The sequence below is a fragment of the Mycetocola sp. Y171 genome (genome assembly GCF_056713165.1).
This window is the reverse complement of the sequence record NZ_JBWYGX010000003.1, coordinates 119,294-142,858: the sequence shown is the minus strand read 5'-3', so window position 1 is coordinate 142,858 and position 23,565 is coordinate 119,294. Positions and strand designations below refer to the sequence as shown.

21 protein-coding genes are annotated in these 23,565 nt (G+C 66.5%); 8 read left to right on the top strand and 13 right to left on the bottom strand.

The window, feature by feature from the left end; genetic code table 11:
* Positions 1 to 87: 87 nt before the first annotated feature.
* Positions 88 to 1,818: a glycerol-3-phosphate dehydrogenase/oxidase gene (locus AC1M2K_RS16740; protein ID WP_480241832.1), complete on the bottom strand. Its 1,731-nt coding sequence runs from the start codon at positions 1,816 to 1,818 to the stop codon at positions 88 to 90.
* Positions 1,819 to 2,030: 212 nt separating this feature from the next.
* On the opposite strand from AC1M2K_RS16740, the gene poxB reads away from it, so the two are divergent.
* A complete protein-coding gene (gene poxB / locus AC1M2K_RS16735; protein ID WP_480241831.1) occupies positions 2,031 to 3,761 on the top strand; it encodes a ubiquinone-dependent pyruvate dehydrogenase in 1,731 nt (576 codons plus the stop codon).
* Positions 3,762 to 3,779: 18 nt separating this feature from the next.
* On the opposite strand, the gene AC1M2K_RS16730 is transcribed toward poxB, so the two are convergent.
* Together AC1M2K_RS16730 and guaB are read right to left on the bottom strand one after the other, a co-directional pair.
* Positions 3,780 to 4,910 (bottom strand): GuaB3 family IMP dehydrogenase-related protein, encoded by a 1,131-nt coding sequence (locus tag AC1M2K_RS16730; protein WP_480241870.1) that lies wholly within the window; start codon positions 4,908 to 4,910, stop codon positions 3,780 to 3,782.
* A gap of 427 nt (positions 4,911 to 5,337) precedes the next feature.
* Positions 5,338 to 6,840: an IMP dehydrogenase gene (gene guaB / locus AC1M2K_RS16725; RefSeq protein ID WP_480239282.1), complete on the bottom strand. Its 1,503-nt coding sequence runs from the start codon at positions 6,838 to 6,840 to the stop codon at positions 5,338 to 5,340.
* A gap of 269 nt (positions 6,841 to 7,109) precedes the next feature.
* Here guaB and AC1M2K_RS16720 point away from each other — a divergent pair, with 269 nt between their 5' ends.
* From AC1M2K_RS16720 to AC1M2K_RS16705, 4 genes are read left to right on the top strand one after another with little or no spacing between them, the layout of a single operon-like run.
* On the top strand, positions 7,110 to 8,417 hold the full coding sequence (locus AC1M2K_RS16720; RefSeq protein WP_480239281.1) for a branched-chain amino acid ABC transporter permease: 1,308 nt from the start codon (positions 7,110 to 7,112) through the stop codon (positions 8,415 to 8,417).
* A 9-nt stretch (positions 8,418 to 8,426) separates the two neighbouring features.
* Positions 8,427 to 9,410, top strand: coding sequence for a branched-chain amino acid ABC transporter permease (locus AC1M2K_RS16715; protein WP_480239280.1), 984 nt, complete (start codon positions 8,427 to 8,429; stop codon positions 9,408 to 9,410).
* Positions 9,397 to 10,404, top strand: a complete 1,008-nt coding sequence (locus tag AC1M2K_RS16710; protein WP_480241830.1) for an ABC transporter ATP-binding protein — start codon at positions 9,397 to 9,399, stop codon at positions 10,402 to 10,404. The genes AC1M2K_RS16715 and AC1M2K_RS16710 overlap by 14 nt, the downstream gene beginning before the upstream one ends.
* Positions 10,401 to 11,153 carry an ABC transporter ATP-binding protein gene (locus AC1M2K_RS16705; protein ID WP_480239278.1) on the top strand — a complete coding sequence of 251 codons (753 nt, stop codon included), beginning with the start codon at positions 10,401 to 10,403 and terminating at the stop codon, positions 11,151 to 11,153. The genes AC1M2K_RS16710 and AC1M2K_RS16705 overlap by 4 nt, the downstream gene beginning before the upstream one ends.
* A gap of 464 nt (positions 11,154 to 11,617) precedes the next feature.
* Here AC1M2K_RS16705 and AC1M2K_RS16700 read toward each other — a convergent pair whose 3' ends face one another.
* The 3 genes from AC1M2K_RS16700 to groES all read right to left on the bottom strand — a co-directional run bounded on the left by AC1M2K_RS16700 (position 11,618) and on the right by groES (position 14,438).
* Positions 11,618 to 12,895: an ABC transporter substrate-binding protein gene (locus AC1M2K_RS16700; protein WP_480241829.1), complete on the bottom strand. Its 1,278-nt coding sequence runs from the start codon at positions 12,893 to 12,895 to the stop codon at positions 11,618 to 11,620.
* A 149-nt stretch (positions 12,896 to 13,044) separates the two neighbouring features.
* Entirely contained in the window at positions 13,045 to 13,989 is a 945-nt protein-coding gene (rarD, locus tag AC1M2K_RS16695) for an EamA family transporter RarD (RefSeq protein WP_480241869.1), read from the bottom strand.
* A gap of 152 nt (positions 13,990 to 14,141) precedes the next feature.
* On the bottom strand, positions 14,142 to 14,438 hold the full coding sequence (groES, locus tag AC1M2K_RS16690; RefSeq protein WP_121672470.1) for a co-chaperone GroES: 297 nt from the start codon (positions 14,436 to 14,438) through the stop codon (positions 14,142 to 14,144).
* A 133-nt stretch (positions 14,439 to 14,571) separates the two neighbouring features.
* On the opposite strand from groES, the gene AC1M2K_RS16685 reads away from it, so the two are divergent.
* From AC1M2K_RS16685 to AC1M2K_RS16675, 3 genes are all read left to right on the top strand, one after another.
* The gene (locus AC1M2K_RS16685; RefSeq protein WP_480241828.1) at positions 14,572 to 15,759 is read left to right on the top strand and encodes a class I SAM-dependent methyltransferase; all 1,188 of its coding nucleotides are present in this window, start codon (positions 14,572 to 14,574) and stop codon (positions 15,757 to 15,759) included.
* A gap of 176 nt (positions 15,760 to 15,935) precedes the next feature.
* A complete protein-coding gene (helR, locus tag AC1M2K_RS16680; protein ID WP_480241827.1) occupies positions 15,936 to 18,074 on the top strand; it encodes an RNA polymerase recycling motor ATPase HelR in 2,139 nt (712 codons plus the stop codon).
* Between the two features lie 113 nt (positions 18,075 to 18,187).
* On the top strand, positions 18,188 to 18,661 hold the full coding sequence (locus tag AC1M2K_RS16675; RefSeq protein ID WP_480241826.1) for an SRPBCC family protein: 474 nt from the start codon (positions 18,188 to 18,190) through the stop codon (positions 18,659 to 18,661).
* 14 nt (positions 18,662 to 18,675) lie between these two features.
* Here the strand turns inward: AC1M2K_RS16675 and AC1M2K_RS16670 are convergent, their stop codons facing one another.
* The 7 genes from AC1M2K_RS16670 to AC1M2K_RS16640 all read right to left on the bottom strand — a co-directional run bounded on the left by AC1M2K_RS16670 (position 18,676) and on the right by AC1M2K_RS16640 (position 23,532).
* The gene (locus AC1M2K_RS16670) at positions 18,676 to 19,491 is read right to left on the bottom strand and encodes a nitroreductase family protein (RefSeq protein ID WP_480241825.1); all 816 of its coding nucleotides are present in this window, start codon (positions 19,489 to 19,491) and stop codon (positions 18,676 to 18,678) included.
* Between the two features lie 3 nt (positions 19,492 to 19,494).
* Positions 19,495 to 19,824 (bottom strand): hypothetical protein, encoded by a 330-nt coding sequence (locus tag AC1M2K_RS16665; RefSeq protein WP_480241824.1) that lies wholly within the window; start codon positions 19,822 to 19,824, stop codon positions 19,495 to 19,497.
* Between the two features lie 13 nt (positions 19,825 to 19,837).
* Positions 19,838 to 20,653 (bottom strand): DUF4190 domain-containing protein, encoded by an 816-nt coding sequence (locus AC1M2K_RS16660; protein WP_480241823.1) that lies wholly within the window; start codon positions 20,651 to 20,653, stop codon positions 19,838 to 19,840.
* Between the two features lie 118 nt (positions 20,654 to 20,771).
* Positions 20,772 to 21,845: a tRNA (adenosine(37)-N6)-threonylcarbamoyltransferase complex transferase subunit TsaD gene (gene tsaD / locus AC1M2K_RS16655; protein ID WP_480239271.1), complete on the bottom strand. Its 1,074-nt coding sequence runs from the start codon at positions 21,843 to 21,845 to the stop codon at positions 20,772 to 20,774.
* Positions 21,842 to 22,330 carry a ribosomal protein S18-alanine N-acetyltransferase gene (gene rimI / locus AC1M2K_RS16650; RefSeq protein WP_480239270.1) on the bottom strand — a complete coding sequence of 163 codons (489 nt, stop codon included), beginning with the start codon at positions 22,328 to 22,330 and terminating at the stop codon, positions 21,842 to 21,844. The genes tsaD and rimI overlap by 4 nt, the downstream gene beginning before the upstream one ends.
* Positions 22,327 to 22,944: a tRNA (adenosine(37)-N6)-threonylcarbamoyltransferase complex dimerization subunit type 1 TsaB gene (gene tsaB, locus AC1M2K_RS16645; protein WP_480241822.1), complete on the bottom strand. Its 618-nt coding sequence runs from the start codon at positions 22,942 to 22,944 to the stop codon at positions 22,327 to 22,329. Before tsaB ends, rimI begins: the two co-directional genes overlap by 4 nt.
* A gap of 9 nt (positions 22,945 to 22,953) precedes the next feature.
* Positions 22,954 to 23,532 (bottom strand): TetR/AcrR family transcriptional regulator, encoded by a 579-nt coding sequence (locus AC1M2K_RS16640; RefSeq protein ID WP_480241821.1) that lies wholly within the window; start codon positions 23,530 to 23,532, stop codon positions 22,954 to 22,956.
* Positions 23,533 to 23,565: the final 33 nt, after the last annotated feature.

Here is a 23,565-nt window from a genome sequence, read left to right as displayed (position 1 = left end):
CGCCGGACTCCTCAAGGCTTGTGGGCAGTCCTCAAAGTCTAACGGAGCGCGTGCTCGCCTCCCGCCCTGTCCGGCGGGAGGCGACGGTCACTTGGAGACGACGATGTCCGGTGCCTCCAGGCGGATCCGGTCGGCGGACTCGTCGTCCGGTTGCTCCTGTGATGCGCGCTCGGCTGCGACCCGCTTGAGGTACACCGCGACCTCGTGCTGGGTGCGTTCCTCGTCCCAGCCGAGCACGTCGGCCATGAGGGCAGCGGCCACAGGAGCAGCGGACACGCCACGGTCCCAGGCCTCGATGGAGATGCGCGTGCGCCTGGCTAGGACGTCCTCGAGGTGCAGAGCCCCCTCGTGAGACGCCGCGTACACGACCTCAGCGCCGATGTAGTCGTCGGCACCCGGGAGGGCCTCACCCAGCTCGGGGCGCGCCCGGATGATGTCGAGCAGCTCGTCGGTGAGCACACCGTACCGGTTGAGAAGATGCTCGATCCGAACCTTGTGCACGCCGAACGCCCTGGCGATCTTGCCCCGCTTGTTCCACGCGGCCTGGTAGCCCTCGGCGCCGAGCAGCGAGATGTTGTCGGTGATCGACTTGGCGACCTTGCCGTCGAGCGCATCGGCCGCCGCATCGATGGCATCCTTCGCCATGATCCGGTACGTGGTCCACTTTCCGCCGGCGATCACGACGAGGCCGGGAACGGAGTGGGCGACGAGGTGCTCACGGGACAGCTTGGAGGTCTGGTCGGACTCACCGGCGAGAAGCGGCCGGAGCCCAGCGTAGACGCCTTCGACGTCGTCCCGGGTGAGCGGGACGGCGAGGACCTGGTTGACGTGTTCGAGCAGGTAGTCGATGTCCGCTGCGGTGGCGGCGGGGTGGGATTTGTCGAGGTTCCAGTCCGTGTCTGTGGTTCCGATGATCCAGTGGCGACCCCACGGGATCACGAACAGGACGCTCTTCTCGGTGCGGAGCAGAAGGCCCATGGTGGACTGGAAGCGATCGCGAGGAACGAGCAGGTGGATGCCCTTCGACGCGCGGACCTTGAATTGGCCGCGTTCGCCGACCATGGCCTGGGTGTCGTCGGTCCAGACGCCTGTGGCGTTGACGACCTGCTTGGCTCGCACCTCGAAGCGTTCGCCGGTCTGCAGGTCGTGGGCCTTCACGCCGACCACGCGCTGCCCGACCTTGAGGAAGCCTTCGACCCTGACGCGACTGGCGGCATGGGCGCCGTAGGACGAGGCTGTCCGCACGAGGGATGCCACGTACCGGGCGTCGTCGACCTGGGCGTCGTAGTAGGTGAGTCCGCCGACGAAAGCGTTGTTGCGGAGCGATGGGATCGACTTCTGCACCTGACGCTTCGACAGGTGACGGTGGTGTGGCACGCCGGGCGGGCGACCGCCGGTGTAGCTGAAGATGTCGTAGAGGAGCATCCCCGCACCGATGTAGATGCGTTCGAACACCGGGCGGTTGAGTGGGTAGAGGAACTTCACCGGCTTCACCAGGTGCGGTGCGATGCGCTGGAGAAGCAGGCCGCGCTCGATGAGCGCTTCACGCACGAGCCTGAAGTCCAGTTGCTCCAGATAGCGGATGCCTCCGTGCACGAGTTTCGAGGACCGGCTCGATGTGCCGCTCGCCCAGTCCCGCGCCTCGAGGATGCCCGTGGACAGCCCACGGGTGACGGAGTCGAGAGCGCTTCCAGCGCCCACGATCCCTCCGCCGACGACGAGGACGTCGAGTTCCTTGGTTTTGAGGGCCTCGATTGCGGCGACCCGCTCCTCCACTCCGAGCTTGGTCGAGAATGAAACGCTGTTGGAATTGGCCATTCTTGCCTCCACCGGGATCGAGCCTGTCACGATTCCCGGACTGCCGCTCGAGGTGGCACCGACAGGCTACGCCACCGCATTTACTTTGACGCTAACGCACAGGATGGGCAGTCACAACTGCCTTGCGCCGAGCCTGGCGCGCCCGTACTAATTGGGAGTGGACTGTGCTGGACTCGAACAGGACGCCATCCGCGAAACCGTCAGGAGCTCCCATGGGAACCATTGCCGAGAACATCGTCGCGACGCTCAAGGCCAGCGGCGTCAGCCGTGTGTACGGCCTGCCTGGCGATTCGCTCAACGGACTCACCGACGCGCTCAGGGCGGATGGGGACCTCGCCTGGGTGCACGTCAGGCACGAGGAGGCCGCCGCGTTCGCCGCGTCAGCGGATGCCGGTCTGACCGGTGAACTGGCGGTCTGCGCGGCGAGTTGCGGGCCGGGCAACCTGCACCTCATCAACGGGCTCTTCGACGCCAACCGGTCCCGGGTTCCTGTGCTGGCGATCGCGGCCCACATCCCGAGCGCCGAGATCGGCAGCACCTACTTCCAGGAGACGCACCCGCAGGAGCTGTTCCGCGAGTGCAGCGTGTTCTGCGAGATGGTCGGGTCCCCCGAGCAGATGCCCCGGCTGCTCGAGGTCGCCATGCGGACGGCCATCGAACGGCGCGGGGTCGCCGTGCTCGTCATCCCCGGTGACGTGCTCCAGGCGAAGGCGGAGCAGGCCAGGACCGTTGCGATCCGGCCGACGTCGAGTTCGGTGCTCCCGACCGCCGAGGGCCTGGCCGAAGCGGCAGCGCTGCTCAACGGCGCGGAGAAGGTGACCATCCTCGCAGGGGCGGGTGTCGCCGGCGCGCACGCGGAGCTCCTCGCGCTCGCGGACGCTCTCGGAGCGCCGATCGTGCACGCCCTGCGCGGGAAGGAGCACATCGAGTTCGACAACCCGTTCGACGTCGGCATGACCGGGTTGCTCGGTTTCGCGTCCGGCTACAGGGCCATGGAGGCCTGCGACGCGCTGCTCATGCTCGGCACCGACTTCCCGTACCAGCAGTTCTACCCGGAGGATGCCGTCAAGATTCAGGTCGACGTCCGCGGTGAGCAGCTCGGCCGGCGAACCCCGCTCGACCTCGGCCTGGTCGGGACGGTCAAGGACACCGCGCAGGTGCTGCTCCCGTTGCTGGAACCCAAGACCGATCGCAACCACCTCGAGAAGTCCGTCAGGCACTACCGGAAGAGCCGCGCAGGGCTCGACGATCTCGCCACCAACGACAGGAACCGCGCACCGATCCATCCGCAGTACCTCACGCGGCTCGTCGACGAGATCGCCGCTGACGACGCGGTGTTCATCCCTGACGTCGGCTCCCCCGTCGTCTGGGCGAGCCGGTACCTGACCATGAACGGGCGCAGACGGCTGATCGGATCGTTCAGCCACGGGACCATGGCGAATGCGGTGTCTCAGGGAATCGGCGCACAGGCATCCCACCCCGAGCGGCAGGTCATCGCCCTGGCCGGCGACGGGGGCCTCACCATGCTGCTCGGTGAGCTGATCAGCCTCACCCAGAACCGGCTCCCGGTGAAGATCGTCGTGTTCAACAACTCGTCGCTCAACTTCGTCGAGCTGGAGATGAAGGCGGCGGGACTGGTCAACTACGGCACTGAGCTGGTGAACCCGAACTTCGCCGACGTGGCGACGGCCATGGGCATCCGCGGCATCCGTGTCGGACGCCCCGACGACCTCGACGGCGCCCTCAGGGAGGCGTTCGCCCACGACGGCCCCGCGCTCGTCGACGTGGTCACCGCGAGGCAGGAGCTGTCGCTGCCACCCGCGATCACCGCCGAGCAGGCGAAGGGCTTCACCCTCTACGCCATCCGCACCGTGCTGTCAGGGCGCGGCGAGGAACTCATCGACCTCGCGCGCACCAACGTCGTGCGAAGGATCCTCGATTGAGGTTCCGGAGGACCGGGATCAGCGGACGCGGGCCTGCGGCGCGTACGGAGCCAGGACGACCTCGACGCGCTGGAACTCCTTGAGGTCCGAGTAACCTGTGGTCGCCATCGACCGGCGGAGAGCGCCGACGAGGTTGGCCTTGCCGTCAGCGACGGTGGCCGGGCCGTAGAGGACCTCTTCGAGCGAGCCGATCTGACCGACCTCTACGCGGCGGCCGCGCGGCAGCTGGGAGTGGTACGCCTCCGTACCCCAGTGGTAGCCGCCGCCAGGGGCATCCGTCGCCCGCGCAAGGGTCGTGCCGAGCATGACGGCGTCGGCGCCGCAGGCGACAGCCTTGACGATGTCGCCCGCTGTGCCGAGACCGCCGTCTGCGATGACGTGCACGTACCGTCCGCCTGACTCGTCCATGTAGTCGCGGCGGGCACCGGCGATGTCTGCGACGGCGGTGGCCATCGGAGCGTGGATGCCGAGGGTCGCGCGAGTGGTCGACGCGGCTCCCCCGCCGAATCCGACGAGGACGCCGGCGGCGCCGGTGCGCATGAGGTGCAGCGCGGCCGTGTAGGTCGCTGCGCCCCCGACGATGACCGGGACGTCGAGTTCGTAGATGAACTCCTTGAGGTTGAGCGGTTCCTGGTTCTTCGACACGTGTTCGGCCGAGACGGTGGTTCCGCGGATCACGAAGAGGTCGACGCCGGCGGCGACGACGGTCTCGTGCAGCTCCTGGGTGCGCTGGGGCGAGAGGGCACCGGCGACCGTGACGCCTGCTGCACGGATCTCGGCGAGGCGGGCGGTGACGAGCTCAGGCTTGATCGGGGCGGAGTAGATCTCCTGCATCCGGGCGGTGGCACGCTCGTCGGAGAGTTCGCGGATCTCGGCGAGCAGCGGCTCCGGGTCGTCGTAGCGAGTCCAGAGGCCCTCGAGGTCGAGGACCCCGAGTCCGCCGAGCTTGCCCATCATGATCGCCGTGGTCGGCGAGACCACGGAGTCCATCGGAGCGGCGAGGAACGGGATGTCGAACTGGTAGGCATCGATACCCCAGCTGATCGACACGTCTTCGGGGTCACGCGTCCGACGCGATGGGACGATGGCGATGTCGTCGAAGGCGTAGGCGCGGCGTGCGCGCTTGGACGCACCGATCTCAGTTTCCATACTCACGGTTCCAGCCTATCGTTCGGGGTGGTGGGCGTCGTGGCGGTGGCCGTCGGGCCGGGCGAGTGTTTTCTCCTCCGCGATGCGGAGCATCGCGAAAGGCGGCAGCCCCTGCCAAGGAAATCTCGGAAACGAGACGGCGATCCCCAGCCATGCAGCAGCGGTGGCCGAGCTATCGCCCCTGGGCTCACGCCTCATAACTCGACACCCCGAAAACACTCGCACGGCCCTTGAGTAGCGCGACCGCGGGCGGCAGCGCCTTCGGCGGCTGCGACGCGGACGCACTCACCTGTTCCGGACGGGGTCACCTTGTGCGCCTGGTGAGTGCGTCCGGAAGTGGTGAGTAGGTGGGTCGGGGCGGGCGGCCGCACGCAGAAACGCCCGACCGGAGCAGCAGCTCGGGCCGGGCGTTTCAGGGAGTGGGGTCTCAGCGGCGGTAGTTCGGTGCCTCTACGACGATCTGCACATCGTGCGGGTGCGACTCCTTGAGCCCTGCAGGCGTGATGCGCACGAACTTACCCTTGCTCTTGAGCTCGTCGATCGTGCGGGCACCGACGTAGAACATCGACTGCCGGAGGCCGCCGATGAGCTGGTAGGCGACGGCGGAGAGCGGACCGCGGTATGGAACCTGGCCCTCGATGCCCTCGGGGATGAGCTTGTCGTCCGACGGAACGTCGTTCTGGAAGTACCGGTCCTTGGAGTACGAGGTCTTCTCGCCGCGGGTCTGCAGCGCACCGAGCGACCCCATGCCGCGGTAGGTCTTGAACTGCTTGCCGTTGACGAAGACGAGCTCGCCAGGGCTCTCGTCGCACCCGGCGAGGAGCGACCCGAGCATGACAGTGTCCGCACCGGCGACGAGGGCCTTCGCGATGTCACCCGAATATTGCAGGCCACCGTCGGCGATGACCGGGATGCCGAATTCGCGGGCGGCGAGAGAAGCCTCGTAGACCGCGGTCACCTGCGGCACGCCGACACCGGCGACGACGCGGGTGGTGCAGATCGAACCTGGGCCCACTCCGACCTTGACGGCGTCCGCTCCTGCTTCGGCGATCGCCTTCGCGCCTGAACGGGTGGCCACGTTGCCGCCGATGATGTCGACCTTCGCGAATGCGGGGTCGGCCTTGAGCTTGCGGATGATGTCGAGCACTCCGGCGGAGTCGCCGTTGGCCGTGTCGACGACGAGCACGTCGACCCCGGCGTCGACGAGAGCGCCTGCACGCTGCCAGGCGTCGCCGAAGAATCCGATGGCGGCGCCGACGCGGAGCCTTCCTTCGTCGTCCTTGGTGGCATGCGGGTACTTCTCGCTCTTGTCGAAGTCCTTGACCGTGATGAGGCCTTTGAGCCTGCCTGCGGCGTCCACGAGGGGAAGCTTCTCGATGCGGTGCTGGGCGAGGATCGCGATGGCGTCGTCCGGGTCGATGCCGACCGGCGCGGTGATGAGCGGCATCCGGGTCATGACATCGCGGACGGGGGTCGTGGCCTTCTCGAACGGGGCGACGAATCGCATGTCCCGGTTGGTGATGATGCCGACGAGAACGCCGTCACCGTCGATGACGGGGAGCCCTGACACACGGAACTGGCCGCAGAGTGCGTCGACTTCGGCGACGGTGGCGTCCGCTGTGGTCGTCACGGGGTTGGTGATCATCCCGGACTCGCTGCGCTTGACGAGGTCGACCTGTTCGGCCTGGTCGGCGATCGAGAGGTTGCGGTGCAGGATGCCGATTCCGCCCTGGCGCGCCATGGCGATAGCCATGCGGGATTCGGTGACGGTGTCCATCGCGCTGGAGAGGAGGGGGGTGGCGACGGTGATGCGCCGGGTCAGACGGGAGAAGGTCTCCGCCTCGCTCGGGATGACGTCGGTGTGCCCGGGGAGCAGCAGCACGTCGTCATAGGTGAGTCCAACAAAGCCGAACGGGTCTGAGGTTTCCATTGCTTCCCTTCACGGTGGCGTACCGGCGTCATTGGGGGGAGATGACGGATGCCAGAAACACTGCGCATGGGACCGGTAGTTAATGCTAACCGCAGAAAGGTAACGATTATGCCCTGAAGATGGGCACTTTGAGGTGAGGAATACCCATGTACGAAACATGTAGGTCATAATCGGGTCGTATCGTCAAACAGAGCCGTCTGGCGAAAGTTAATCAGGAGACCTGGCGGTCCCCTGCTCGAGGGACCTGGCGGTCCCGCACTGGAGGTGCAGTGAGTTCCCCTCATTCAGTCCAAGCCCCGCGCCTCAGGCGCACGATCCTGCTGTTTTTTGCGCTGCTGTTCGGCGCTTTAATACTGCAATCGGCGTCAGCGGCACCCGCTCAGGCTGACGAAGTCGGCACGGAATACGACTTCTACTTCGCCGGGAACGTCAAGTACGACAGCGAACCCCTCGAGGGGGTGAACATCACTGTCGACGGCAACGGCTACAAGGCAGACGTCGACACCGATGCCGAGGGCAAGTGGAAGATCGGCGTCCCCGAGAAGGGCACATACACGGTGACCCTCGACGAGGAGACCCTCCCGAAGGGCGTCATCGTCGCCGAAGGCTCCGCGTCCGTCGAGGCGGAGATCAAGCTCACGAACTCGAAGATCGTCAACTACTTCCTCGGTGAGGGAGTCCGGGTGACGGTCAGTTTCTGGGACCAACTGGCCGAGCGAATTGTGAACGGCCTCAACTTCGGCCTGCTACTCGCTCTCGCGGCCATCGGCGCCTCCCTCGTCTTCGGAACAACGGGACTGTCGAACTTCGCACACGGTGAGATGGTGACATTCGGTGCCGTGATGGCCCTGATGTTCACCGGTCTCCAGTTCCCGCTCTGGCTGGCGCTGCTCGCAGCGGTGATCATGAGCGGGGTGTTCGGCTACGCGCTCGACACCGGCCTGTGGAGACCGCTCCGCCGCAAGGGCATCGGAATCGTGCAGGTGATGATCGTCTCGATCGGTCTGTCGCTCTTCCTCCGCTACATCTTCCTGTACTTCATCGGTGGTGGGACCTATCAGCTCCCCGGCGCGGGCGAGGCACGCATCACGCTCTTCGGATCGATCGCGCTCTCGGTGACGGACATGATCAGCATGGGGACCTCGATCGTCGTGCTGCTCGGCGTGGCCTGGTGGCTCGTCAACACCCGCACGGGCAAGGCGACGAGAGCGATCTCGGACAACGCGTCACTCGCCGCAGCGAGCGGTATCGACGTCGACAAGGTCATCCGCATCGTCTGGATCCTTTCCGGTGCACTCGCCGGTCTCGCAGGCATCCTCTGGGCGTACTTCCGCCCGGGGATCAAGTGGGACATGGGAACCCAGATCCTGCTGCTGGTCTTCGGCGCCATCGTCCTCGGTGGACTCGGGACAGCGTTCGGCGCACTCCTCGGCTCGATCATCGTCGGGCTCCTCGTCGAGATCTCGACGCTCTGGATCCCGTCGGACATCAAATACGTGGGCGCACTCGTCGTGCTCATCGGCGTGCTGCTGGTCAAGCCTCAGGGCATCCTGGGGCGCAAAGAGAGAATTGGATAGGAGGACGCCATGGACTGGGAATCAATTCTGTCGAACACCGCCTCCTGGCTGATCAGCCCGGAGACCATTGCCTACGCATTGGCCGCCCTCGGACTCGCCGTCCACTTCGGATACGGCGGACTGCTCAACTTCGGTATGGCCGGCTTCATGGCGCTCGGCGCCTACGGCTACGCCATCTCGATCCTCACGTTCGGACTGCCCTGGTGGGCAGGCATCATCGTCGGCATGCTGGCATCCGTCGCCTTCGCCTTCATACTCGGTATTCCGACGCTGAGGCTGAGAGCCGACTATCTCGCCATCGTTACCATCGCGGCCGCTGAGATCGTCCGCCTGCTCTTCACCACGCAGGTCTTCGACGATGTCACCAACTCGGCGGACGGACTCGGCAACTACCACGCCGGTTTCCGCGCGGCCAACCCGTTCCCCGAAGGCACGTACGGTTTCGGGCCATGGACATACAACGCCAACGGCTGGTGGGTCAGGATCTTCGGCATCGGACTGCTCATCGTCGCAGCGCTGCTCGTCTGGCTGCTCATGCGCAGCCCGTGGGGCCGGGTGCTCAAGGGCATCCGTGAGGACGAGGATGCCGTGCGTGCGCTCGGCAAGAACGTCTTCGCGTACAAGATGCAGGCGCTTGTCGTCGGTGGCATCTTCGGCGCCCTCGGCGGTGTGGTGTTCGCACTGCCATCGGCGGTGGTGCCCAGCGTGTACGTCACAAGCCTGACCTTCTTCATCTGGACGATCCTCCTCCTCGGTGGAGCGGCCACGGTGTTCGGTCCCATCCTCGGCTCGGTCATCTTCTGGGTGATCATGGGCTTCCTCTCCAACGTCCTGCCCGCGATGGCGTCGAGCGGCCTGCTGCCGTTCATGTCGACCACCCAGGCGGCGACACTCCGCTTCATCCTCGTAGGACTGGCCCTCATGCTGATCGTGATCTTCAGACCACAGGGCATCCTCGGCAACAAGAAGGAGCTGACCTTTGTCAAGCAATAGCTCAGCGTCGGCCCGTCCGGTCAAGACCACAGGCCTGCACGTCGGAGACGCCGCCCCCGGCGTCGCCAAAGTGGACCCGATCGTCATCGCCGACAACGTCACCCGCACGTTCGGCGGTCTCAAGGCCGTCGACGTGGAGCACCTCGAGATCCCGCGCGGCGCCATCACAGCCCTCATCGGCCCGAACGGTGCAGGCAAGACGACCCTGTTCAACCTGCTCACCGGGTTCGACAAACCGGACACGGGCACCTGGACCTTCGACGGCACACGCCTCAACGGAGTTCCGGCGTTCAAGGTGGCCAGGATGGGGCAGGTCCGCACCTTCCAGCTGACCAAGGCGCTCGGCCTGCTCACCGTGCTCGAGAACATGAAGCTCGGGTCGCAGAAGCAGTCAGGCGAGAACATCTTCACCAGCCTGATCAAGCCGCTGTGGCGCAAGCAGGAGGACGAGATCGAGGAGCGGGCGATCGAGATCCTCGCCCGGTTCAAGCTCGACACCAAAAAGGACGACTTCGCTGCGAGCCTCTCCGGCGGGCAGCGCAAGTTGCTCGAAATGGCGCGGGCGTTGATGAGTTCGCCGAAGCTCGTCATGCTCGACGAGCCGATGGCCGGCGTCAACCCGGCCCTCACCCAGTCACTCCTCGATCACATCCTCAACCTCAAGGAAGAGGGCATGAGCGTCCTCTTCGTCGAGCACGACATGCACATGGTCAGGCACATCGCCGACTGGGTGATCGTGATGGCCGAGGGACGTGTCGTGGCGGAGGGTGACCCGGAGAGCGTCATGCAGGATCCTGCCGTGATCGATGCCTACCTGGGAAGCCACCAGGACGTCGACCTCGGCGTCGTCACCGGCCGGGTCTCCGGCGAGAAGACCGCAGCGGTCGAAGAACTGCTCGCGGAAATCGATGCAGAGGTGGGACTGACGGATTCTTCGGCGTACGTCACGGACACGCAGACAGACGACGCAGCGAAAGACGAGGACACCAAGTGAGCACCGCAACGATCGCACCCGAGACCGTCGTCGAGGTCACCAACCTCACCGCCGGTTACCTGCCGGGCGTCAACATCCTCAACGAGGCGAACCTGATCGCGGCCAAGGGCGAACTCATCGGGATCATCGGACCGAACGGCGCGGGCAAGTCCACGCTGCTCAAGGCCATCTTCGGCCAGGTCAAGGTTCGCGGTGGTGAGATCCGCCTGAACGGTGAGGACATCACCGGGCTCAAGGCCGACAAGCTCGTCTCTCGTGGCGTCGGTTTCGTCCCGCAGACGAACAACGTCTTCCCGAGCCTGACGATCGAGGAGAACCTGCAGATGGGGCTCTTCCAGAATCCGAAGATCTACAACCAGCGCCTCGAGTTCGTCACCGGGATCTTCGCGGAACTCGGCAAGCGGCTCAAGCAGCGCGCCGGTTCGCTGTCCGGTGGTGAACGCCAGATGGTCGCCATGTCCAGGGCGCTCATGATGGACCCGCACGTGCTCCTGCTCGACGAGCCCAGCGCCGGTCTGTCGCCCGTTCGCCAGGACGACGCGTTCCTGCGTGTGTCAGACATCAACAAGGCCGGCGTGACCACGATCATGGTCGAGCAGAACGCCAGGCGCTGCCTGCAGATCTGTGACCGCGGCTACGTGCTCGACCAGGGCACGGATGCGTACACCGGCACGGGGCGCGAACTGCTCAACGACGAAAAGGTGATCGGGCTCTACCTCGGTACCCTGGGCCAGGACGACGAGGAGTAGCCCTCCCCGACCGCGCTCGACGAAGCCCCGCAGGCCTGGCCTGCGGGGCTTCGTCGTGCGATCGGGCTCCTGCGGTGATCCGGAAGGTCAGCGACCGCGACTCCGGTCGGAGGATGAAGTCCGGCCAGACATCGGGACCGCAGGCACGGGAGCCGGGGCCGTGCTGGGCGGCATCCAGGTAGAGATTGCTGCGATCAGCTCGTGGGGCGCTCCTGTAGCCGCTTTCCTGCGGTCGGGCATACCGGGACGGTCAGGTCGTCGATGCAGGACGTGTAGCGCCAGATGCGGGCTGCGCGCATGCTGTCCGGGTAACGACTCCTGCGGCCCTGCGCTCATCCACCAGGCCCGCTACACGAGTCGCTCCACGGTGTGATGGAGCTGTATGCCGTTCTCGTGCGCGAGTCCCCCTGCCACGAAAAACGGTGGCCGCGGGAGACCCGCGACCACCGCCCGTTCAGTGCGACCTAGTTGATGCGGTCGTACTTGTTCTCTTCGTTGTACTCGTAGACGCCGATGGTCGCCTCGGTCGGGTCGCCGTTCTCGTCGAACGTGATCGGACCGGAGTTTCCGTCGTAGTCAGCGGTCTTGCCGTCGTTGATCAGTGCAGCACATTCTTCGAATGTCTTGCACTTCTCGCCGTCGCCTGCACCACCGGAGACTTCCTGGAGCTTCTCGGCGATGTCGACACCTTCGGTCGAGTTAGCCGCCATGGCAGCCAGCGCGAGAAGCACGACAGCGTCGTACGTCTCAGCCGCGTAGCTGTAGTCCTTCAGCTCTTCGTTGCCCTCATCGGCCCAGAACGCCTGCAGTCGATCGGTGAAGTCACCGAGCTTCGCAGTGTCGAGACCCGGCAGCGTTCCCTTGGCGCCCGTGAGGGTGCCTGCCGGGAAGTCAGCCGAGTAGTCGGAGAGGTTTCCGTCGACGAAGTACATGTTCTCTGACGGGTAGCCGGCGAGAGCAGGAACGATCGTCTTCGTCTCCTCGAACGCGATCAGGGCGATCGCGTCGGGGTTGGCAGCCTTCAGCGCGCTGACCTGTGCGTCGAACGAGGTGTCACCGGTGTTGTATGACTGCTCCTCGACGACCTCGCCGCCCGCGGCCTCGAACGCTTCACCCGTGAACTTGGCGAGGCCGGTTCCGTATGAGTCGTTGAGGTACAGGATTCCGAGGGTTTCCTTGCCGTCTTCGGCAATGAGGTTTCCGAGAACCTCGCCCTGGAGGACGTCGCTCGGAGCGGTTCGCCAGAACAGCCCGTTGTCGTCCCACGTGGTGAAGTCGGCCGAAGTGTTGGCCGGCGAGAAGTGAATCACGCCTGCACCGGTCACCTCATCGATGAACAGCTTCGACACACCGCTGGATGCGGCGCCGACGATGGCTGAAACGCCTGCCTGGAGCAGTCGCGGAACCTCGGTGGCGTATGCCTTGTTGTCGGTGTCGCCTGAGTCGCCGTATTCCATCTCGATCTCGATGCCAAGGTCAGCGTCGTTGATTTCCTTGGCTGCGAGTCCGGCGCCTGCTTCCTCGGGCGGGCCGAGGAATGCGAGGTTGCCTGTCTGAGGCAACTGCGTACCGATCTTCAGGGTCAGGTCGCCTGACGGCTTCTCGTTGTCCCCGCCTTCGCTTCCTCCAGGACTTGCGCATCCGGTGAGAACCAGCGCGCTGGCCCCCAGGAATGCAAGCCCACTCAGAGTGGCTGTGCGGGTGCGTGAGCGGGAGGCCGTAGCCCGGGTGAAAACGCCCATGTTGCTCCTATGCTGTGTCGTATCCAAAGGACAGTGCTCTGTACTGTCGTTGTGCCAACCTATTCGAGCAATCGCCGGCGAACAATACGTATGGGTTACATCCGTGTAACGAGAGCGCAATCGTTACAGTTCGTGATCTTTTCGCGCGGTCAGGGCGCCGCTGGTGCAGATTTGTTGCGCATCACGGACGACCGTCGCGCGCTCGCCGCCATATCGACGGTCAGGATGATGAGAGCGATCCAGACCAGGCCGAACCCGATCCAGCGCTCGATCGGCATCTCCTCATGCAGGATGAGCACCCCGACGAGGAACTGGATCACCGGCGCGAAGAACTGGATGAAGCCCATCCAGACGAGGGGCAGCCGGCGGGATGCCGCGGCGAAGAAGAGCAGGGGAACGGCCGTGACGACGCCGGTGCCGATGAGCAGCGCTGTATGCATCGGGCTCACCGTCCCGATGGTCAGTCCGCTGGTGACACCGACGACGACGAGCTGGATGATCGCGACGGGCAGGAGCCACGCGGTTTCGAGAGTGAGTCCTGCGACGGCATCCACCCGCGGTCCGACGCGCTTCTTGATGTACCCGTAGAAGCCGAAGGAGAACGCGAGCACGAGGGCGATCCAGGGCACGCCGTTGCCCCCGACCGCGAGGACGAGAACGGCGACGATGCTGATACCGACCGAGATCCACTGCACGGTCCTCAGTCGTTCACGGAGGAAGAAGACGCCGAGGAACACCGTGACGATCGGGTTGATGAAGTACCCGAGCGACGCCTCGACCACCTGATTGCTGAGCACGCCGTAGACGTAGGTCTGCCAGTTGATGAAGATCAGCACCCCGGCGAGCGCCATCGTGAAACTGATCCTGGGGGTGACGAGCAGCCGCGAGAACGGCTTCCACGCCCTGGTGACGGTGAGGAGGAGGGCGCAGAACACCAGCGAGAAGATGATGCGTGCGGCGACCAGCTCGAATGGTCCGGTCGGAGCAAGGAGAAGGAAGTAGAGCGGGAGCCCACCCCACAGGGTGTACGCGGCGATCGCGGAGGCGAGGCCCGCGCGATTCAGCCTGGCGGGGACTTCGGCACCTGGGGTCACAGTGCCTCCTGTGACGACGTCGACATCGGCAGGGTCTGACGCGGTAGGCACCTGTCGATGCTACTCGCTGCCCCGCAGGACACCCGGCGGTTAACGGACGAATCCCGGATGGTTTCCGCCATCCGGGATTCGAGCGTGTACAGGGTGCTGTATTAGCGGACCACCACGGCGAGAACGTCGCGGGCCGAGAGGACCAGGTAGTCCTGGCCGTCGAACTTCACTTCGGTTCCGCCGTACTTGGAGTAAATCACCTTGTCGCCGACGGCGACGTCGAGCGGAACGCGGTTGCCGTTGTCGTCGATGCGGCCGGGGCCTACTGCTTCGACGACGCCCTCCTGGGGCTTCTCCTTGGCGGTGTCAGGGATGACGAGACCCGAAGCAGTTGTCTGCTCGGCGTCGACCTGCTTGATGACGATGCGATCCTCGAGCGGCTTGATGGAGACCGACACGGTTGACCTCTTTCTGAACTAAGACTTGAGTTAGCACCCTCACATCGAGAGTGCTAACGCCAGTCTAGGCATCCGCTGGCACTCTCGCAACGTGAGTGCCAATCCAGCGCCGTGGCCTTGGTAGGTTTGCGGGATGGAGAGAGCCGAACTGGTCGAATTGCTGACGCCGGAGGGACTGACCCTGCTGGACGAGGTCGCCGGGGCGGATGCCGTCGGCGATGTCGTGGCCGCCGTGTCACGTCTCAGGGCAGCAGGGCACTCCCCCTCCCTCGTCGCCACCGTGCTCACCCAGGCCAGGCTGCGGCACAAGGCGAGGGGCAAGTTCGGCGACTTCGCCTCACGGATGCTCTTCACCGAGGCAGGACTGGAACAGGCAACACGGCTTCGTGTCGCTGCGCTGCACGCAGGCCGGTTCGAATCCGCAGGGCTCCGCCGTGTCGCCGACCTCGGCTGCGGCATCGGAGGTGACGCCATGGCCCTCGCCGCCCTCGACCTCGAGGTGACCGCCGTCGACGTCGACGAAGTGACCGCGACGGTCGCGAGTTACAACCTCGCCCCGTTCGAATCCGCCCGTGCCGAGCACGCCGCCGCCGAGGACATCGACCTCACGTCGTTCGACGCACTGTACTTCGACCCGGCCCGCCGGACCGCCGGGCACGTGAACACCGCGAGGCTCACCCAGTACTCCGACTACACCCCGTCGCTCGACCTCGTCGTCGGCGCGGCCGCAGACCGGCCCACAGGCGTCAAGCTGGGCCCGGGCTTCGACCGCAGCCTCATCCCCGAGGATGCGGAGGCCCAGTGGGTCAGTGTCGACGGGCAGGTCGTCGAGCTCGGCCTGTGGTTCGGGGCGCTCGCACGAGACGGCATCCGCCGGTCAGCCCTGGTCCTCGATTCGGCCGGGAGCCATGAGGTCCACGCAGGTGAGGACAGCGCCGACGTTCAGGTCGGAGCGCTCGGCGGGTACCTCTGGGAGCCGGACGGCGCGGTGATCCGTGCCCGCCTGATCGGCGATGTGGCCCGTTCGCTGAACGCCCGCATGCTCAGCGACGGCATCGCCTATCTCACCGGCGACGAGCCTGCCGGGAGTCCGTTCGCGACCGGCTTCCGTATCGTCGAGCGTTTCTCGCTCGACGAACGCACGCTCAAACGGGAACTACGGTCCCGCGGGATCGGAACCCTCGAAGTGAAGAAGCGCGGGGCGGACATCGATCCGGCCGCGTTCCGAAACCGGATGAACCTCAAGGGCCCCAACAGCGCCACCCTCGTCCTCACACGGGTGGACGGACGGCACGCGGCGCTGCTCTGCGAACGCCTCTGACCTTCCACTTTCACTCTATTACCCCGAGGGGGGCTTGCCGCAAGACCCGGGTCGTGCCGCACACTTGCTGGTCGTGAGCGGAAGACGACGGACGGGAGTGATGGAATGCGAGTTGTCCTGTGGGCGGCGGCAACGGGCACAAACGGCACGGTGGTTGGCGTGACGTGGACCCGCTGATGACAAGCGTCTTCGACCTGCCCGACCGGCTGGCAGGCAAACGGGACCATACGCTGATCGCAACAGATGACGAGCATTTCGCGGCCATCGCAACCAGTCTCGAGGAGTCGATCGCCGATGCATCCGACCGTCTCGATGCCGCGCGCCGCGCACCGGCAGGCCCGGGCCAGCAGGCGCTGGACCGGGACCTGGAGGTGCACAGGCTGACCGCTCGGCTCCGCCTCCTGCGCCGTTTCGGTCTCGACCTGTGCCTCGGACGGATGGTCGGCGCCGGGAACCCAGAACCGGTGTATGTCGGGCGGTTCGGCCTCACCGACGGTGCGGGACGCCGGCTCGTGGTCGACTGGCGTTCTCCCATCGCCGAGCCGTTCTTCGGGGCGACGCACGCCAACCCGATGGGCCTCGTGAGCCGCAGGAGGTATCGCTGGACCCGCGGCCGGATCAGCGACTACTGGGATGAGGTGTTCACCCCGGACGGGCTCGAGGGCGGCCATGCGGCACTCGACGACCAGTCCGCCTTCATCGCCAGCCTGGGCAGCAGCCGGTCGCCGCGGATGCAGGACGTGCTCGGCACGATCCAGGCCGATCAGGATGCCATCATCCGCGCCTCGTCTCGCGGCGCCCTCGTCGTCGACGGCGGCCCTGGAACGGGGAAGACCGTCGTCGCCCTCCACCGCACCGCCTACCTCCTCTACGCGGACCCCCGGTTCGGCCACCGCAAGGGTGGCGCACTGTTCGTCGGTCCGCACCAGCCCTACCTGGACTACGTCGCCGACGTCCTCCCCGGCCTCGGAGAGGACAGCGTCGAGACCTGCACTCTGAAGGACCTCGTCCCTGAGGGAGCCTCGGCCGCGATCGAACCGGATCCGCAGGTCGCCGCGCTGAAGTCGACCGTCGCCATGGTGACGGCGATCGAACCGGCGGTCGGGCTTTACGAGGAACCACCGGCCAGGGGGATGACCGTCGAAACCCCCTGGGCGGACCTCTGGCTCAGCGCAGAGGACTGGGCGGAGGCCTTCGAGGCGCCGGAACCGGGAACACCGCACAACGACGCACGCGACCAGGTCTGGGAGGCGCTCCTCGACATCCTGACCGACCAGCTCGACGACGATGAGGTGCCACCCGCCCTGCTCCGCAGGGCGCTCGTCCAGAACGACGGCCTGACCCGAACATTCACGAAAGCGTGGCCTCTGCTCGATCCGGTCGCCGTCGTGGCGGACCTGTGGTCGGTTCCCGCCTACCTGCGCAGGTGTGCTCCCTGGCTCTCACCGGATGAGGTCGGGAAGCTGCAACGCCAGGAGGCCAGGGCCTGGTCGACCTCCGACCTCCCCCTCCTGGACGCGGCACGTCAGCGCATCGGCGACCCAGAGGCATCCAGAGGCAAGCGTCGCCGCGCCGCGACTCTCGCCGCCGAGCAGGAACAGATGGCTAGAGTTGTCGACGACCTCATCGCCGGCGACGACTCGGAGATGCAGGTGATGTCGATCCTGCGCGGGCAAGACGCCAGGAACACACTCGTCGACGAATCCGCGTTGCCCGGTACCGATCCCGATCTTCTTGCCGCCCCGTTCGCTCACATCGTGGTGGACGAGGCCCAGGAACTGACCGACGCCGAATGGCAGATGTTGCTGCTGCGCTGCCCCTCGCGAAGTTTCACCATCGTCGGGGACAGGGCGCAGGCGAGGCACGGGTTCACCGAGTCCTGGGAGGAGCGGCTCCACCGGGTCGGCCTCGACCGCATCGACCTGGCGACCCTGAGCATCAACTATCGGACGCCGGAGGAGGTCATGGTGGAGGCCGAGCCGGCCATCAGGGCCGCCCTCCCCGACGCCAACGTGCCGACCTCGATCCGCTCGAACGGCATCCCCGTCCTGCACGGGACAGCAGAGGACCTCCGCGAGATCCTCGACACGTGGCTCGCGGCGCACGCCGACGGGATCGCGTGCGTGATCGGCGATCCGTCGTTCCCGGGGATGTCCCGCGTTCGCTCGCTCTCCCCTGAGCTGTCCAAGGGGCTCGAGTTCGACCTGGTCGTGCTCATCGACCCTGAACGGTTCGGCACGGGGATCGAAGGTGCTGTGGACCACTACGTCGCGATGACCCGCGCCACCGAGCGGCTCGTGATTCTCACGACGTGACTCGAGCCGGTCTCTTCACATGCGGGGCGCCGCACTCGCAAGCCCTCGACAGTGGGTCGACGAGCGTGATGTCCTGAGGATTCATCCACCAACGAGAGAGAGAAGGATGCCCCATGGCAACTGTCAACTCCGACATCGACGTCCACGCACCGATTTCCACCGTGTACAACCAGTGGACGCAGTTCGAGTCGTTCCCGCAGTTCCTCAGCGGAGTGGACGAGGTCGTGCAGAAGACGGACAGGACCACGCACTGGACGGTGTCGATCGCCGGCGTCACCCGTGAGTTCGACGCCGAGATCACCGAGCAGACCCCCGACGAGCGCATCGCCTGGAAGAGCACAGGAGGAGAAGACCACGCAGGGGTCGTCACGTTCCACCGGCTCAGCGACGACGAGACGCGGATCTCCGTCCGCCTCGACTGGTCCCCGAAGGGCGTCGTCGAGAAGGCAGGCGCACTGCTCCAGGTCGACGACATCCAGATCGGCCACGACCTGAAGAAGTTCAAGGAACTGATCGAGTCCAACGGCTTCGAGACCGGCGCCTGGCGTGGCTCGGTCGACCGCGCGCCTGACGCGACCGGGCGCTAGAGCCCCGCCGCGCCTCAGGCCTGGTTCCGCGCTTCGGCTGGGGTATCCCACCCGGCCTGGGGCGTTTGGCATGTCCCGCGGAAGACGTACTGCGATGGCAGCTTCCGTTCGTGGCTCGACCAGTCGATCGCTGGACGGCGCTGTTCGGCAGGCAGATAGCCGAGCCGGTACACCGCCATCAGCTCGAGGCTGTCCGGTACCTGCAGGATCTTCTCGATCTTTGCCCAGTTCCCCGGGACTTCCATCGGGAACGAGACGAACTGGATGCCCATCCCCAGTTCGACGGTCGCCAGCCAGACGTTCTCCATCGCTGCGCCCATGCTGAAAACGGAATAGAACGACGACAGTTCGCCTGGCCGGTATTCCGCGCGGTCGAGCATCACGCCGAGGAGCAGGGGCGACCCGGCGACGAGCCGGCGGTTCTCTTCCCCGAGCTTGTGAGGAACCCGCATGGTGTTCATGAGCTTCTGGCCGCGTGAGGTGAAGACCTGGCTGGTGAACGGCCGGAGGGCGGCCGGGAGCCGGTCGAAGAGCATTCCGTCCCGACGCGTCGCCATCTCTTCGGCGCTGAATCGGAAATACGGCTTGTACCGCTCGAAGAAGGTGCCATTCGACATGGCCTCCGTCATGCTCTCGCCGCTGATGGTGGCGATCTCCTCGATGGTGGAGCGGTCGTCGACGATCACGAAACGCCACGGCTGGCTGTTCAGCTGGGAGGGCGCGCGCCCTGCGAGCTCCATGAGGAGGCGCTGGTGCTCTTCACTCACCGGATCGGGCAGGAACGGCCCGTTCGTGGTCTTCCTTCTGCGAACGACGTCGAGAAACTCCACGGGCTACCTCCAGGCCTTGATGAGGCTCGCCACGAAGAACGGCGCGGCGCTGAGTGCCGTCACGATGTGCCGTCGGGAGTGCGAGCTGATTGCGGGGATGAGAACGAGGGGGACGGCGGCAGGGAGCAGGAGCCACCCAGCGCGGTTGCGGCTCCAGAGGAGCGAACTGGCCGCCACTCCGGCGAGGCTGGCCGTCGAGATGTAGAGCGCGTGGTGAACCCAGTGCGCCCGCCCCGTCGTCAGCGCGCCGGTGGCGACGGCGACACCGAGCGCGCAGTTGGCCGCGTAGCTCGTCGTCGCGGCGGTGAACAGCACAGCGGGATTGACGGACACGGGCATCCTCCTGTTATGACGAGGTCAGGGCGAGCCAGGTGACGATGCTGTAGACCAGCCACCCGGCGGAGAGGATCGCGCCGACGAATCCGGTGACGATCGCCGACAGCGCGATGCCTGACGCGTGCGGTTCACGGGATCGGGCGAGGAAGCCGAGCACGATGGCCGCGACCGAGAGCAGGATCGTCCAGCCGAAGAAGATGCCACCGACGACTCCGATGATCCCGAGGACGAGGCCCGTCTTCGCGAATCGCGCGGACGGGCCTGCCGGCACCGCGGGGGCAGGCATGCCGTACGACTGTGCGTACCCTGCCTGTGCGGGGTAGGCGGGCTGACCGTATCCTGGTTGGTTCTGCTGGCCGTAGCCGGGCTGCGGCTGGCCGTATCCCGGCTGCTGCTGCCCGTATGGAGGCTGGCCGTATGCCGGCTGCGGGCTGCCCTGTGCGGGCCCGAAGCCGGGTGAGCTGGGCGGGGCGAAGCCGGATGGCTGCGGGGCCGGGACGCCGTATCGAAGGTCCTGCTGCGGCTGCTGCGACTGCTGCGCTGCGGGCTGCTGCGGGGCGGGCTGCTGCGCTGCGGGCTGCTGCGGGGCTGCGGGCTGCTGCGGGGCTGCGGGCTGCTGCCGCGGCGCGTGCCTGGGCGCAGGCTGGCCGAAGGGGTTGGGCGGCGGTATCGACGGGCTGCCGTAGCCGGGAGTGCCGACGGGCTCGGACGACGGACCGGAACCGGGGGCCTCCGCCCGCGTCTCGCCGGAATCCGCCGGCGGAGCCGCCACCGGAGGAAGAGGCGGACGTTCGGGCAGGCTCTCGGAATTCCGGGGGTCTGTCATGGGTTCTCCTGTCGCCGTCGCACTGGTCGCCGTGTCGTCCTCGTGAGAGCGTGCACAGGCATCCCAGACTGCCACACTACAGCGGCGATCCGCTCGGATGCCGCTCCGCCGCGACGGTTCAGCGCACCTGGATCTCAGTGACCGGCAGCGTCGAATCGGCGGAGAAATCGAGGGTCGACGGGTCATGGCCCGCCATGATCAGCTGCGCACCGAGTTCGGCGATCATGGCACCGTTGTCTGTGCACAGGGACAGCGGAGGGATGCGCAGGGCGACACCGGCCGCTTCTGCCCGTTCGACGGCGAGCTGCCTCACCCTGGCGTTGGCCACCACGCCGCCGCCGAGGAGGAGCCGGGGTACGCCGTGGTCGGTGCAGGCCGCTATCGCCTTGGTGAGGAGGACGTCAGCGACGGCCTCCCTGAAGCTGGCCGCGACATCCGCGACGGGCACCTCGTTGCCGAGATCCTGTTGCTTCTCGACCCACCGGGCAACCGCCGTCTTCAGGCCGGAGAACGAGAAGTCGTATCGGTGCCTGACGAGGTCCTTCGGCAGTGTCAGTCCACGGGGGAAGCGGATCGCCTTGGGGTCTCCTGATGCGGCCATGCGGTCGATCTCCGGGCCACCGGGGTATGGCAGACCGAGCACACGGGCCACCTTGTCGAATGCCTCCCCCGCCGCATCGTCGATCGTCTCTCCGAGGAGCTCGACGTCGCTGACCAGGTCGCGCACGAGCAGTAGCGATGTGTGTCCCCCCGAGACGAGAAGCGCGATGGTCGGGTACTCGAACGGGGTCCCTGACTCGTCCAGGATGTCGGCACCGACGTGCCCGACGAGGTGGTTCACCGCGTAGATCGGCTTGTCCAGGGCGACGGCCAGCGCTTTCGCCGCTCCGACGCCGACCATCAGCGCCCCTGACAGGCCCGGTCCGCTCGTCACGGCGATGGCGTCGAGGTCGTCGAGCCGGATTCCCGCCTCATCGACGGCTGCGGTGAGCGCCGGGATCAGTGCTTCGAGGTGTGCGCGTGCCGCGACCTCGGGAACGACGCCGCCGTAGCGGGCGTGCTGGTCCATCGACGAGGCGATGGTGTTGCTGAGGAGCGTCCGGCCGCGCACGATACCGATCCCGGTCTCGTCGCAGGACGTCTCGATGCCGAGGACGAGGGGAGCGTCCCGGTTGATCACGCGATCGCTCACGAGGCACCGACCGCCGGTGCTGGACGGGTCAGTTCGAGTTTCATCACGATGGCATCGACGTCATCGGGCTGGTAGTAGCCGGGGCGTACACCGATCGCCTCGAAGCCCAGCGATCGATACAGTTCCTGCGCTCCGTCGTTGTCCGCGCGGACCTCGAGGAACACGTCACGGACTGCTGCGGCTCGTGCCGTCCGGATGAGGGCATGCATGAGGACGCGGCCGAGTCCCATCCTGCGGACGTCGGGAGAGACGGCGATCGTCTGGACGTCCGCCTCCGTCGCGCGCGGTGGAGCCATCAGCCCCGCATAGCCCTGGACGATGTCTGGAGCTCCGAGTGCTGTTGCGACCACGTAGTGCGTGTTCTCCGAGGCGAGCTCGTCGCGCATCGCCGACTCGGACCAGGCATCCGTGGCGAACACCGACGTCTCGATCTCCATGATGTGGTGCAGGTCGGCGACGGTGGCCGTTCGCAACTTCCAGGTCATGCGGTGACCCGCTTCCGCGTCGACAGGCTGACGTCGGGAGAGCGAAGATACAACGGCTCGTCGGGGGCGAAGGCGGCTCCTGCGGCCCAGGTCGCCTCGGCGAGCATGCCGAGCGCGCCCGCGGACACGTCGACGGCATCCAGCCGGAATCCGGCGTCCGTCGGCACATCGTCGGGTTTGGCCAGGCCGGGCCCGCTGGACCGGACGGGGAGCCCGTTGGCGGTGACGCCCGAATACGTCGACCAGTACAGCTCCCGCCTGCGGGCGTCCGTCGCGATGAGGAGATCACCGGTGTTGCCCCGGCCGTACCAGTCGAAGGCGACGGCGTCGTGGCTCACGAGCGGGACGATCGGTTTGCGAGCACCGAAGGCGAACGCCCTCGCGGCCGCGATGCCGATACGGAGGCCGGTGAACGGGCCGGGGCCCATCCCGCAGGCCACGGCAGACAGATCGGCGGCGGAGACCCCTGCGCCGGCGAGCGCGTCCCGGATGAGCGCTCCGACGACTTCGGCATGCCGCATGGTGTCGTCGACGGCGAGTTCGGAGAGGATGCCGTCATCACGATCCACGACGGCGACGGAGGTCCCGGTGGAGGAGTCGATGGCGAGAAGCACGGATCCAGCCTACGCGTTTGTCGGCGTCGTTCCCTGTTCGTGCTGCGGCACGAGAGGAAGGATGAGTTCGAACACCCGACGCAGTTCGTCAGGTGGCAGCGGCGGAACCAGCACGCCGGCACCGATGGCGATGAGGTGGGGCAGCAGCGCCGCGGTCCGCGCCGTGGTTTGATCGCCGGTGATCCGCACCCAGATCGAGGCCAGGAGTTGCAGCCTGGCCTCGTCGATCCGCTCCTGCGTCCGGCGAGCCGATTCGTCCTGCACCGCCCACGCGCGCAGGGACACCTCGAGCTCAGGGCCGAGTGGCCCTGGTCCGTTGCTGCCGACCCAGCCGGTGAGCCGCGCGAGCGCGTCCCTCGGCTCCACACCGGCGGCGAGGCCTGCGGCTTCCTCCAGTGACTCGGTCACCCGGCGTTCGATGTCATCCAGGAGCGCGAGCCGGTATCCGGCCGCCCCAGCGAAATGATGGTGGAACGACCCCTTGGTCACCCCGAGCCGCGCGGCGAGCCGGTCGATCTTCAGCCCCGCCGGACCATCGGAGGCCAGGACGTCGCGTCCGACTTTGAGCCATTTCTCTCGCGCGTTCACGCTAGAAAACATACCATACCGTATGGTACGGTA